General features: G+C 54.9%; 13 protein-coding genes. 4 read left to right on the top strand and 9 right to left on the bottom strand.

Features of this window, described 5'->3' with window-relative positions; all coding sequences use genetic code 11:
* Positions 1–49: 49 nt before the first annotated feature.
* From uxuA to C5523_RS20560, 3 genes are all read right to left on the bottom strand, one after another.
* Positions 50–1,120, bottom strand: coding sequence for a mannonate dehydratase (gene uxuA / locus C5523_RS20570; RefSeq protein ID WP_108701870.1), 1,071 nt, complete (start codon positions 1,118–1,120; stop codon positions 50–52).
* A gap of 138 nt (positions 1,121–1,258) precedes the next feature.
* Positions 1,259–1,669: a GFA family protein gene (locus tag C5523_RS20565; RefSeq protein WP_041852302.1), complete on the bottom strand. Its 411-nt coding sequence runs from the start codon at positions 1,667–1,669 to the stop codon at positions 1,259–1,261.
* A 95-nt stretch (positions 1,670–1,764) separates the two neighbouring features.
* Positions 1,765–1,983 carry a hypothetical protein gene (locus C5523_RS20560; protein WP_041852301.1) on the bottom strand — a complete coding sequence of 73 codons (219 nt, stop codon included), beginning with the start codon at positions 1,981–1,983 and terminating at the stop codon, positions 1,765–1,767.
* 337 nt (positions 1,984–2,320) lie between these two features.
* Here C5523_RS20560 and C5523_RS20555 point away from each other — a divergent pair, with 337 nt between their 5' ends.
* From C5523_RS20555 to C5523_RS20540, 4 genes are all read left to right on the top strand, one after another.
* The gene (locus C5523_RS20555) at positions 2,321–3,337 is read left to right on the top strand and encodes an iron ABC transporter substrate-binding protein (RefSeq protein WP_108701869.1); all 1,017 of its coding nucleotides are present in this window, start codon (positions 2,321–2,323) and stop codon (positions 3,335–3,337) included.
* 21 nt (positions 3,338–3,358) lie between these two features.
* Positions 3,359–4,933, top strand: a complete 1,575-nt coding sequence (locus C5523_RS20550) for an iron ABC transporter permease (RefSeq protein WP_041852299.1) — start codon at positions 3,359–3,361, stop codon at positions 4,931–4,933.
* Position 4,934: 1 nt separating this feature from the next.
* Positions 4,935–5,969 carry an ABC transporter ATP-binding protein gene (locus C5523_RS20545; protein ID WP_108701868.1) on the top strand — a complete coding sequence of 345 codons (1,035 nt, stop codon included), beginning with the start codon at positions 4,935–4,937 and terminating at the stop codon, positions 5,967–5,969.
* Positions 5,970–6,048: 79 nt separating this feature from the next.
* On the top strand, positions 6,049–6,483 hold the full coding sequence (locus tag C5523_RS20540) for an EamA family transporter (RefSeq protein WP_041852297.1): 435 nt from the start codon (positions 6,049–6,051) through the stop codon (positions 6,481–6,483).
* Here the strand turns inward: C5523_RS20540 and arnF are convergent, their stop codons facing one another.
* From arnF to arnC, 6 genes are read right to left on the bottom strand one after another with little or no spacing between them, the layout of a single operon-like run.
* Positions 6,484–6,873, bottom strand: coding sequence for a 4-amino-4-deoxy-L-arabinose-phosphoundecaprenol flippase subunit ArnF (gene arnF / locus C5523_RS20535; protein WP_108701867.1), 390 nt, complete (start codon positions 6,871–6,873; stop codon positions 6,484–6,486).
* Entirely contained in the window at positions 6,870–7,205 is a 336-nt protein-coding gene (arnE, locus tag C5523_RS20530; protein WP_041852295.1) for a 4-amino-4-deoxy-L-arabinose-phosphoundecaprenol flippase subunit ArnE, read from the bottom strand. Before arnE ends, arnF begins: the two co-directional genes overlap by 4 nt.
* Positions 7,202–8,863, bottom strand: a complete 1,662-nt coding sequence (arnT, locus tag C5523_RS20525) for a lipid IV(A) 4-amino-4-deoxy-L-arabinosyltransferase (protein ID WP_041852294.1) — start codon at positions 8,861–8,863, stop codon at positions 7,202–7,204. The genes arnE and arnT overlap by 4 nt, the downstream gene beginning before the upstream one ends.
* On the bottom strand, positions 8,860–9,759 hold the full coding sequence (gene arnD / locus C5523_RS20520; RefSeq protein WP_041852293.1) for a 4-deoxy-4-formamido-L-arabinose-phosphoundecaprenol deformylase: 900 nt from the start codon (positions 9,757–9,759) through the stop codon (positions 8,860–8,862). Before arnD ends, arnT begins: the two co-directional genes overlap by 4 nt.
* On the bottom strand, positions 9,756–11,738 hold the full coding sequence (gene arnA / locus C5523_RS20515) for a bifunctional UDP-4-amino-4-deoxy-L-arabinose formyltransferase/UDP-glucuronic acid oxidase ArnA (RefSeq protein WP_107222544.1): 1,983 nt from the start codon (positions 11,736–11,738) through the stop codon (positions 9,756–9,758). Before arnA ends, arnD begins: the two co-directional genes overlap by 4 nt.
* Positions 11,735–12,718 carry an undecaprenyl-phosphate 4-deoxy-4-formamido-L-arabinose transferase gene (gene arnC, locus C5523_RS20510; RefSeq protein WP_041852291.1) on the bottom strand — a complete coding sequence of 328 codons (984 nt, stop codon included), beginning with the start codon at positions 12,716–12,718 and terminating at the stop codon, positions 11,735–11,737. Before arnC ends, arnA begins: the two co-directional genes overlap by 4 nt.
* Positions 12,719–12,720 lie beyond the last annotated feature (2 nt).

The following is a 12,720-nucleotide window of genomic DNA, read 5'->3' as shown; positions in this document are numbered from 1 at the left end:
TGAAATGTGGGGTAACCGCCTGCCCAACTATGCGCAGGCGGCAAACAGGTTAATGCTGTTTCTTCTGCAGCGCTTCCCAGAGGCCGACAAGATAGGACACACCCAGAGCACGGTCATATAAGCCGTAGCCCGGACGACCGGTTTCCCCCCAGATAAAGCGGCCATGATCCGGGCGGATATAACCCTCGAAGCCATTGTCATGCAGCGCCTGCATCACCTTGTACATGTCCAGCGAACCGTACGGAGAGGGATGTGCGCACTCGTAGAAATCTTTGTCTTTGATGAGCTTAATATTGCGCACATGCGCAAAATGGATGCGTTTACGGCGTGTGAACTCCGCCAGGATGTCGTAGACATTATTTTCCGGGTCTTCACCGATGGAGCCTGTGCACAGCGTAATGCCATTAGCCGGGGAGTCGACGGCGTTACAGATCCAGTCAAGGTCGTCGCGGTTTTTTACCACGCGCGGCAGGCCGAAGATCGAATACGGCGGATCGTCCGGGTGAATAGCCATTTTCACGCCAACCTCTTCACACACCGGAATGACGCGCTCAAGGAAGTAGACCAGATTGGTGCGCAGCGTCTTATCGTCCACGTCTTTGTATTTCGCGAACAATTCCTGCACGCCGGCCAGACGTTCAGGTTCCCAGCCGGGCAGGGCGAAACCGTTAGAATTATCCAACACTTCGCGCACCACTTGCTCAAGACTCTTGTCGATACCTTTTTTCTCAAAGGCCATGGTCAGCGAGCCATCCGGAAGGACGTAATTCATCTCGGTCTTCATCCAGTCGAATACCGGCATGAAGTTATAGCAGATCACCTTCACGCCAAAACGGGCGAGGTTACGGATGGTCTGCTGGTAATTTTCAATGTACTGATCGCGGCTGGGCAGGCCAATCTTAATGTCGTCATGGATGTTAACGCTCTCAATAACTTCCATCTTGAGGCCTGCCTGATGGGCGAGACCAACCAGGTGTTTAATTTTATCGACAGGCCAGACGTCACCGACAGCGACGTCGTAAAGCGCGCCGACCACACCTTCAACCCCCGGTACCTGGCGGATATGCTCAAGCGGAATTTTATCCTCGTCTGGCCCAAACCAGCGCATTGTCATTTGCATCACAGTTGTCCTTTTATTCAGTCATGTTTTTGTGACTACCATACTAGTATCTTTCAATGGCGAGTAAAAGGGGCAAATGCGCAAAATCACGAGGTAAATGTAGAGAACCCCTGGCCCGAAGTCAGCCAGGGTGGGGGGTTATTTCAGGTTGAACGTCAGATAGCCCATGATGCCATCGCTTGGGCCATCTTTGGGGTGATGCACGCCATCCATGACAGGAATGACCGGAAAATCGAAAGGGGAAACGCCTTCAATGCAGGCGACATTAACGCCAAATTGCTCCGGGTTGGAGCGGCGCTGGTGAAAGGTATAAATCCCACAGACGGAGCAAAAATAGTGAGCCGCTGCCTGGGTATTAAACCGGTACTCGGTGAGTTTCTCCTTGCCCCGCGTCACTTCGAGCCCGGATAATTGGGCAGAGACAGCTACCGCACCGCGCATCCGGCAAAACGAGCAGTTACAGCGGCGTAAGGTATTAAACCCATCAGTGAGTTCAACGGTAAAAGCGACGGCACCGCAGTGGCACTGCGCGTGAAGCTTTTCTGACATAACAATCTCCATGGTGACAAAAGAGGATGTAATGAGTGTAGCCGTCTGGCGTTTAACGCGGTTGAGTTGTCAGGGGAAGAACGGGGCAGGAGGCGTTAGCTTTGCTTTTTCTTCTTGTATTCAGCAATGGCCTGATTAATGTTATTGGTTTCGATAGAGTCGACCTTTTCGTTATCAGAGAAGACATCATAACGGCCTTCATTGTAGCGAAAAAGAACAGTGACGCCCTGAAAGCGAACTCTTTTTTCCTTTACCGTAATGCCACGACTGCGCATGGCAATTTTTGCGATGGTATCTATTTTTTTACCGTTCATGATGAGTCAGCGTGCCTTTTATTATTAATTATAGTGTCCCTGCTGGCATCAGGGATAGAATGATATTAATTTTATAAACCCGGAAAAGAAAGGACGATAACAAAAAATGGACGCTGGAAAAAGTTGATAAATTTCAGACGGGTTAAGGTTTTCTTAATCTTTGGATGTTCTCGAAATTCAAAACGATATGTTTATTAAAATATTTAAAATTCGGCAGTATTAAATAGCGAACTCAAATATTGAGAATTATTTCGATTCTCATTCCGATATCTGTGCGTTTAAACTCCAGCCAGCTTGCAAACGCTTCGTTTAGACACACCTTTTATAAGGAATAAATATGAAAAATCGCTTTTCTGCCATGTGTTCGATAGCTTTGGTCATCTCTTCTGTTTTCGCGGGTTCTTCTGCTTTTGCGGCCGACAATGATGACGGCATTGTCATTTATAATGCCCAGCATGAAAATCTGGTTCAGTCGTGGGTTGATGGTTTCACGAAAGAGACCGGGATTAAAGTGACCCTGCGTAATGGCGGCGATACCGAGCTGGGTAATCAGCTTGTCCAGGAAGGGAGTGTTTCGCCTGCCGATGTTTTCCTGACTGAAAACTCTCCGGCAATGACCCTGGTCGACAACGCAAACCTGTTCGCTCCGCTCGATGCCGATACTCTAAAACAGGTGCCTGCCGCTTATCGTCCGGCCCATGGCCGCTGGATTGGGATTGCCGCGCGTAGCACCGTGTTCGTTTATAACCCGAGCAAAATCAGCCCGGCCCAGGTGCCGACATCTCTCATGGATTTAGCGAAGCCGGAATGGAAAGGGCGCTGGGCGGCCTCTCCTTCGGGTGCCGATTTCCAGGCGATTGTCAGCGCTATGCTGGCGTTAAAAGGCGAACCGGCGACCCTCGACTGGCTGAAAGCGATGAAAACCAATTTTGTTGCTTATAAAGGTAACAGCACTGTCTTAAAAGCGGTGAATGCCGGGCAGATTGATAGTGGCGTTATTTACCATTACTACTATTTTGTCGATCAGGCAAAAACCGGTGAGAACAGCAAAAACACGCAACTTCACTATTTCAAACATCAGGATCCGGGTGCCTTTGTCAGTATTTCCGGTGGCGGTGTTTTAGCTTCCAGCAAACATAAAGCGCAGGCCCAGGCCTTTATTAAATGGATCACCGGCAAAACCGGGCAGGATATTCTGCGCACCAACAACGCGTTTGAATATGCGGTGGGCGTGAACGCTGCCTCAAACGAAAAACTGGTACCGCTGAATAAACTTGAAGCGCCGAAAGTTGAACCGTCTACGCTCAACAGTAAAAAAGTCACCGAGCTGATGACCCAGGCGGGTATTCTTTAAAATAATAACAGTGAGCGCCTTATGTCTGGTTTGAGCATTCCGTTGGCTGGAAAACAGCAACGCCAAACGCATCAGCATCGCCCCGCGCGAATGTTGGTGATATTAGCCATGCTGGTTTCCCTGTTGGCGTTACTGCCCGTTGGGTTTGTGATTGCGACAGGTATTGATACGGGATGGGAGAGCGTTAAGGCGCTCGTCTTTCGCCCGCGTGTCGCGGAGTTACTGGCGAACACGCTGCTGCTGATACTTTTTTCGCTCCCCATTTGCGTTTGTCTTGGCGTAGCGCTGGCCTGGCTAACGGAGAGAACCGCACTGCGGGGGCGTCGCGTCTGGTCGTTGTTGGTGGTTGCGCCGCTGGCGATCCCGGCTTTTGTGCAGAGCTACGCGTGGGTGAGCGTTATCCCGTCTTTACATGGGCTGGCGGCCGCCGTGTTTATCTCCGTGCTGGCTTATTACCCGTTTATTTATATGCCGGTTGCCGCTGTTCTGCGGCGACTGGACCCTAACCTCGAAGACGTTGCCGCATCTTTAGGCATTGCTCCGTGGCAGGTTTTCTTTCGTGTGGTATTGCCGCAACTGAAACTGGCTATCTGGGGCGGCGCGCTGCTGGTGGGCCTGCACCTGCTGGCAGAGTATGGCCTGTACGTGATGATCCGCTTCGATACCTTCACTACCGCTATTTACGATCAGTTCCAGTCCACCTTTAGCGGCCCGGCGGCCAATATGCTGGCGGGGGTGCTCGCGCTGTGCTGCCTGGGGCTTCTGTTGCTGGAAGGGGCAACCCGCGGCAAAGCTCGCTATGCCCGCGTGGGGGGAGGCTCCGCCCGCCGTCAGAATATCCATGCACCCGCAATGGCAGGTCATCTGCTGGGACAACTCCTGCTGGCTTGCGTGGTCGTGCTGGCGTTGGGAACGCCCATCGCGGTGCTGGGGCGCTGGCTGTGGGCGGGCGGCCTGGCGGTCTGGCAGAACGGTGATTTGTGGTTATCTCTGCATCAAACGGTGGTCCTGGCGTCGGCCGGGGCACTCATTACCACTGGCTTTGCTATTCCGTGCGCGTGGCTGGCGGTTCGCCATCCGCGTCGCCTGTTCCGGCTGCTGGAAAGCATGAACTATGTGGCCAGTTCACTGCCAGGGATCGTGACGGCGCTGGCGCTGGTGACGGTCACCATTCATTACGCGCGGCCCATTTATCAGACTGAAGTGACGCTCTTTCTGGCGTATATGCTGATGTTTATCCCCCGGGCGCTGATCAACTTACGCGCCGGTATCGCCCAGGCGCCTGTCGAACTTGAACATGTCGCGCAAAGCCTCGGCGTGTCGCCAGGATGGGCGCTGTGTCGCGTGACAATGCGCCTGGCGGCGCCCGGTGCGGCGGCTGCCGCGGCACTGGTCTTTCTGGGGGTGAGCAACGAACTGACGGCGACACTGCTGCTCTCTCCGCTGGGAACCCGCACGCTTGCCACCGGTTTCTGGGCGCTGACCAGCGAGATTGACTACGTTGCTGCGGCCCCGTATGCCCTGTGCATGATCCTGATTTCTCTTCCCCTGACGGGCCTGCTTTACAAGCAATCACAAAAACTATCGGGTCGTTAAGATGTTCGAGCTTATTAATGTGTCGAAAAAATTTGGCCACACTCAGGTGCTGGATAACATCACGCTTTCACTGTCACCCGGCAGCCGCACCGCGATAGTGGGGCCATCAGGCTCCGGTAAAACCACCCTGTTACGCCTGATTGCCGGGTTTGAGATGCCCGATAGCGGCCAGATAACGATGCGCGGCACGCCGCTGTTCAGCCCGACAGTATCGGTTCCGGCGCATCAGCGAAAAATTGGTTTTGTCCCGCAGGAAGGGGCGCTTTTTCCGCATCTGACGGTTGAAGAAAACATTGGCTGGGGGATCCGCGCCTCGCGCCAGGAACGGCGTAAGCAGGTTGAAGCCCTGATGGACCGCGTCTCACTGGACAGGCAACTGGCGCGCCACTGGCCGCATGAAATCTCCGGTGGCCAGCAGCAGCGCGTGGCACTGGCGCGTGCGCTGGCGCAGCAACCGGCGCTGATGTTGCTGGACGAACCATTCTCGGCGCTGGATACCGGACTGCGCGCCACAACCCGTAAAGCGACCGCCGATCTTCTCTCTGAGGCGAGCGTTGCTGCCGTGCTGGTCACCCACGACCAGAACGAAGCGCTCTCTTTTGCCGAGCAGATTGCCGTCATTCGCCACGGGCGGTTTGCCCAGGTGGGGACGCCGCAGGCGGTCTATTCGCAGCCGATCGATGAAGAGACGGCGCTCTTTTTAGGGGATGCGTTAATCCTGACGGCGGAGGTCGCCAACGGCAAAGCCAGATGTCTGGTCGGCGATGTGCCGGTGGATGACAACAGGGCGCAGGGGGTGCGGCGCATCATGCTGCGCCCGGAGCAACTGATGATTACCCCGGCGTCAGCGGGTGAAACTGCGTTGCAGGCGACGGTACTGGATATCGATTTTGGCGGTTATCTTTCGACGCTGACGCTGGGGTTTACGGATCGTGCGCAAACGCTCACCCTTAATACCGTCACCCCACAATTATTATTGCCAGGCACTCCGGTTGCGCTCAAAATTACAGGCCATGCGCGGGTGTTTGCGGCATAAAAATAGCCCGCCGATTTGCGGCATAATCTCTTTTATCCGCAGGAGTCTATATTGATGGTAATAATGAATGGGAGAGCGCATGTTTTCACTCAGTAACTGGTTTATCTGGGCGCTACTGTCCGCCTTTTTTGCCGCGCTGACCGCCATTTTCGCTAAAGTCGGGATTCAAAATGTAGACTCCGATTTTGCGACTTTAATCCGCACCGGGATTATTATCGTTATTCTGGCGGCTTTTATTTACTTTACCGGTAAGTGGCAGAACCCCTTGCTGATTGGCAAACGTACCTGGCTTTTTCTGATCTTATCGGGTCTGGCGACGGGAGCATCCTGGGTGTGTTATTTCCGGGCGTTAAAGATCGGCGAAGCGTTTAAAGTTGTCCCGGTCGATAAAATGAGCGTGGTGATGGTGGCGATTTTCGCTTTTATTTTTCTCGGCGAACGGCCAGGGCTCCGTGAAGCAGGGGGACTGCTGCTGATTACCGCAGGCGTATTATTACTGGCGCTGCGGCGATAATCAGCCGGGCTTTTTATGTGCGGGCAGAAAAATAACCAGGACGCCCGCAATAATAATCAGCACGCCCGTTAGCGACTGAACGGAAAATACGCCGCGCATGCCGGGCAAAATAAGGGACGCCGACCACACCAGAATATAGCTGAGACTCAGCAGGGCATAGGCTTTGCTCAATGCCAGATGGTGTAACGCCAGATACCAGAAAAACATTGAGGCCAGATAACCCGCAAGCCCGGCTAGCAGCAGCATTGTTTCCAGATGAACGGGCCACAGCGCGCCGATAAAGGCATAAAACTGTGACACCGGCGGAAGGACCGCCATGGCATAGCCCATTGCAAGCTGCGCCGCACTGGTTAACAACACGCTGACCAGCGTCAGAAGAATACCTTTCATGCTGCACCACCCAGAACCACAATGCCCACAATAATTAACCCCACGCCAAGCCAGTGGCGCAGGTTAACCGGTTCACGCCAGATCCCCCAGGCGGCAAGCGTCACCCAGACAAAATTGAGGCTTAACATCGGGTAGGCGATGCCAACGGGGACGCTCTGTAAGACCAGCAGCCAAAAAATCATGCCCAGGCCGAGGCAGGCCAGCGCCAGCCCGAGCCAGGTTAAGATATGACGACGGCGGCCCACCCTGAGGGCAGGCCGCGTCGCTTGCTTTTGGCACAACTGTCCGGCAAAGCTCAGCAGGCTTGCCAGCATAAGCAGAAACCAGATCATGGTTGTGGCGCATATTCAATAAGTGCGATTCGCCCCTGAACAAACACATTTGACGGGGGAGGAATCGGCAGGCTATTCACACTTTCACCGCGTGAAAGCAGCACCACCAGCGTGACTTTGCCTTCCTGACGGTGTTGTTCCAGCCAGTCGTTGAAATCTTTCTCAGCAATAAATTTGTCTTTCGCATCCGGGTAGCTGAGGCCATATTGCAGCTCACCGGTCTGGCCAAACATAATAATATCGCTGCGTTTGAGTTCCCACGCCAGGCCTGCGGCGATGCCGACATTATCACTGAGTATATAGCGGCTGGATGCCAGTGACTCTTTTGCCATGCCGATCGCGAATTGCGGCTGTTTTGACTCCATCACCCGGTTAGGGATGGCGAAACCAACCAGCAGCGCAAGCCCGGCTGGACACAATGCCGAGAGCATCCAGCTTTTTTCGGTATTGCGCAGGGTGTACCAGCCCACCAGTGCCCAGACAAAAAAGGCCATGGCGGCACAAAACACTTTATAGCTTTCGAGTGTTGTCCATACCGGGTTTTTCAGTGGTCCCCAGGGGGAGGCAATAAACGCGGCAACCAGGCCAAACAGACCAAAGCCAATGTTGAGCCAGGCATTCACGCGCAAAGCACGGTAGCCTCTCTCTGCGGCCTGCACCGAATAACCCGCCATCAAAATCGCCAGCGGCGCGAAGCAGGGCAGGATGTAGGTCACCAGTTTGCCTTTCGCGATACTGAAAAACAGAAAGGGCATCACTACCCAGCACAGCAGGTAGAGCGTCGCGCGGTTATTCTCACGGGTGAACCATGCCAGACGAAGCGAACCGGGTAACAGCCCCAGCCAGGGCAGACTTCCCAGTAAGACAAATGGCAGGTAGTACCAGAACGGGGCTTTGTGCTGCGCATCCGCCATGGCAAAACGCTGAATATGCTCCACCCAGAAGAAGTAGTGCCAGAAATCCGGCTCGTGTTGGGCAATCGCCAGCCCCCACGGCAGGACAACCAGCACGCAACTGGCGATGGAAAGCCAGCCCCAAATCAGCACCTCTTTCCATTTTTTCTGCGCGATTGCCCAGGGTAAAACGCTCAGAACCGGCACGGCCAGCGCCAGGAATCCTTTGGTCATGACGCCCATGCCGCAGGTCAGGCCCAGCAGCACGTAGCCCGCCGCTTTTACGGAGGTGGTTTTGGCCTGAACGGCAATCCAGAACGTGCACATCCCGGCAACCAGCCACAGAGCAATCATCGGGTCGAGCACCGCATAGGTGCCGATACCGTAGACTTCCAGCATGGTGATGAAAATGATGGCGGCCATCATCGCCACGCGTTTATCGCGCCAAAGCTGCCAGGCAAACCATGAGACCATCCCGGCAACCAGCGCGGTTGAAAAGATAACCCCGGCGCGAACGGCAAAGTTGGTTTCGCCGAACAGCCACTGGAATATGGAGTTCACCCAGTAACCGGCGATCGGTTTTTCAAAATAACGCAGGCCAAGAAAATGCGGCACGGTCCAGTTTCCGCTGCTGAGCATTTCACGGCTGATCTCTGCATAACGCGTTTCATCAGGCTGCCAGAGTAAACGCCATTCGACAGGGATCAGGTAGTAGAGGACAAACAGGGCAAGTACAACCAGACCGTAGCGTGACGACTTCGTCATTCCGTTCTCTCCATTTGCTGACAACCCAGCCATCCTTCCCGGCCGGCAATTTCACCTCGCACCACTTTGCCCGTAGGCAAGGTGCGTAAATTAGCAGGTAACAGTTCACCCAGCGGGCAGAACTGAATATTCGCCTCGGCGGCGCGCTGGAGTAAATCTTCAAACTCCAGGCGATGGGCGATGCCTTCGACTTCGGCGTGAATGGTATAAACCGGCACGCCGGGATCATCGAGCATGCGGGTCAGGATGAAATCGTTGAACCCGCTGGCGCTTACGTCACCCCCGACAACTTCATCCCAGGTCGGTAGCGTCACCGGAATTTGCACCGTGCCCGTCTGGCCGACGCCCGTTATCGGTAAAAAGGGCGCGCTGCCCCGGCAGTCGCTGTTATAGCGAAAATCAAAAGCTTCTTTTGCCTTAATCACCCGTTGATCGGCACGCCAGCCAGCCACGGCTGAACAGGTAATATCCGTGCCGATTATCGATTCCAGCTCTTCTTTACCCAGTGCGATTTGGTGGAGCAACTCATCGCTGTCCCATACGCCGCACCAGGTCTGCCAGGCGTGGTGATCCCACGCATGCAGCCCCACTTCGTGGCTGGCGGCGGCGCTGCGGATAATATCCGCGTTGGCGCGCCCGATATTCCTGCCGGGCCACGCGGTGCCCGCCAGTAAAATATCCCAGCCATACAGCGAGGCTGCTTTAGAGCGCAGCATCTTTAGTAAGAACTTCGGCTTAACCAGCCGCCAAAGATGCCGTCCCATATTGTCCGGCCCCACACTAAAGAAGAAGCTTGCGCGAACGCCGTAGCGATTGAGCATGTCCAGCAGCGAAGGCACCCCCTTACGGGTGCCGCGGAAGGTATCGACGTCTATGCGCAGGCCGACTTTTCTCATGGCTTCTGTTCCGTGACCTCAACGGTGCGTAAAAAGAAGTCCAGCGTCTCTTCAACGGTCTGGTGCATTTCTACCGTCGGCTGCCAGTCAAGGCAGCGTTTAGCGTTGCGAATGCTCGGCTTACGGTGCTCAACGTCCTGGTAGCCTTTACCGTAGTAGTCGCTGCTTTCTACTTCGCGGAAGCCAGCAAACGGCGGGAAACGGTCGCGCAGCGGGTGACGTTCGAAGCAGTCGAGCAGCATTTCCGCCAGCTCTTTGATGCTCGCTTCGTTGTCCGGGTTACCGATGTTGATGATCTGCCCGTCACAGCGGCCATCTTTGTTTTCGATGATGCGGAACAGGGCTTCAATACCATCGCTGATATCGGTAAAGCAGCGTTTCTGTTTACCGCCTTCGATCAGCTTAATCGGCGAACCTTCGACCAGGTTGAGGATCAACTGGGTGATGGCGCGGGAGCTGCCGATACGTGCGGCGTTCAGGTTATCCAGACGCGGCCCCATCCAGTTAAACGGACGGAAGAGGGTGAATTTGAGGCCGGTTTTGTCGCCGTAGGCCCAAATCACGCGGTCCAGCAACTGTTTGGATACCGAGTAGATCCAGCGCTGCTTATTAATCGGACCCACCACCAGATTGGAGGTGTCTTCGTCAAAATTCGCGTCGGTGCACATGCCGTACACTTCCGATGTGGACGGGAAGATGATGCGTTTGTTGTACTTCACGCAGTCACGAATAATTTTCAGGTTCTCTTCGAAGTCCAGCTCGAACACGCGCAGCGGGTTACGGGTGTACTCGATTGGGGTCGCAATGGCCACCAGCGGCAGTACGACATCACATTTCTTAATGTGGTATTCGATCCATTCGGAGTGAATGCTGATGTCGCCTTCCACAAAGTGAAAGCGCGGGCAGTCAAGGAAACGGCTGATCGCATCGGAACCAATATCCAGACCGTAAATCTCGTAATTATCATCCTGCAACAGACGTTCGGTCAGGTGGTTACCGATAAAACCGTTTACCCCCAGGATCAGCACGCGGGTACGACGTTTCACGGCAACAAACGGACGGCTGGAGAGCAGCGCACCCGGTACCAGACCCATCGCCGGCGCAAGCTGAGTACCCTGCATGTAAACGCCGTTTGCGCTCTGGCCGGTAATGATTTCCAGTGCGCCTTCACCACAAGCCACCACCAGCGGGGCGACGGACAGCACGGTGCCCGGCTTCGCCGCCGCCAGATCGGTACGCACGCGGGATTTCCAGACGATAAATTTGTTGGTGCCCACATAGCCAAACGCGCCCGGCCACGGATCGCTGACCGCACGCACCAGGTTATGCAGCTCCTGCGCCGGTTTTTCCCAGTTCAGACGACCATCTTCCGGGGTACGACGGCCAACATAGGTGGCCTGAGACTCATCCTGTGCACGTTCCTGCGTCTGGCCGCTGCGGATTTTCGGCAGCACATCGTTCAGCAGGGTTTGTGAGGCTGAACACAGTTTTTGATGCAGGGAGAGCGCCACGTCAGTGTCGCTAATCGCCACACTCTGTTGCGCCACGATATCGCCTGCATCGGCACGTTGCGTCATGCGGTGCAGGGTGACGCCGGTCTCTTTCTCGCCGTTGACCAGCACCCAGTTCAGCGGTGCGCGACCACGGTATTTCGGCAGCAGCGAACCGTGCAGGTTGAAAGCGCCTTTTGTCGGCAGGCTCAGAATGTCGTTGCACAGCAGGTTGCGGTAGTAGAAGGAGAAAATCACCTCTGGCGCGAGCGCGCGAATGCGCTCAACCCATAGCGGGTGGTTCACATCATCCGGGGCATAAACTGGAATTTCCTGCTCAGCCGCGAGGCGCGCCACGGATTTAAAAAAGTGGTTTTCCCCCGCATTGTCGGCATGAGTAAAAATGGCGGCAATTTCAAAGCCTGCTTCCAGCAGTGCCTGTATGCCCGTGCACCCCATATCGTGATACGCAAAGACGACGGTTTTCATGACTCAATTTCCTCAATAGAATTTGGGGTTTCCTGACGGATAACACGCTGAATAAAGTAACGGGGGCGGGCACGGACATCGTTATAGATGCGGCCAACGTACTCGCCGAGTAAGCCCATGCCAACGAACTGCGCACCAATAAAGGTGAACAGGACGGCGAAAAGGGTGAACACACCTTCGGCAGCCCACTGCGGCCCAAGAGCAAGACGCATGACGACTAAAACAACGGAGAGTGCAAAACCCACCAGCGCGATAACGCTGCCAAACACGCTCAGCATGCGCAGCGGCGTGGTGGTCAGGCAGGTCACCAGGTCATACATCAGGTTAATCAAACGCATAAAGCTGTATTTCGAATCACCGTACTCGCGCTCCGCGTGATGCACGGGAATTTCTGTGGCCCGGCGGGCGAACATATTGGCGAGGATCGGAATAAAGGTGCTGCGCTCGTGGCAGTGCAACATCGCATCGACAATATGACGACGATAGGCGCGCAACATGCAGCCGTAATCGCCCATCGCTTTACCGGTGGTGCGCTGAATCAGGTGGTTGATCATGCGTGATGCCGTTTTGCGAAACAGGCTGTCCTGACGGTTCTGACGAACCGTACCCACCACGTCATAACCTTCTTCTGCGGTTGCCACCAAGCGAGGGATCTCTTCGGGTGGGTTCTGTAAATCCGCATCCAGAGTGATGATCAGATCGCCGGTAACATGGCTAAAACCGGCCATGATTGCGGAGTGCTGTCCATAGTTGCGGTTAAGCAACACGGCCACGATATGGCTGCCGTCGGCCTGTGCGGCCTCGACCAGCATTTTGGCGGAATCATCACTACTGCCGTCATCAACCAGCAGAACTTCGTAATCCTTACCCAGCAGATCGCAGGCGGCGGTCGTACGACGAATCAGTTCTGGCAGGCTGTCCTGTTCGTTAAACACAGGGATCACAACGGATACTTTATTAATGGGGCTGGTTTCAAACATCG

The sequence above is a fragment of the Phytobacter sp. SCO41 genome (genome assembly GCF_003073275.1).
Taxonomy (GTDB): domain Bacteria; phylum Pseudomonadota; class Gammaproteobacteria; order Enterobacterales; family Enterobacteriaceae; genus Phytobacter; species Phytobacter diazotrophicus.
This window is presented reverse-complemented; position numbering and strand designations above follow the sequence as displayed.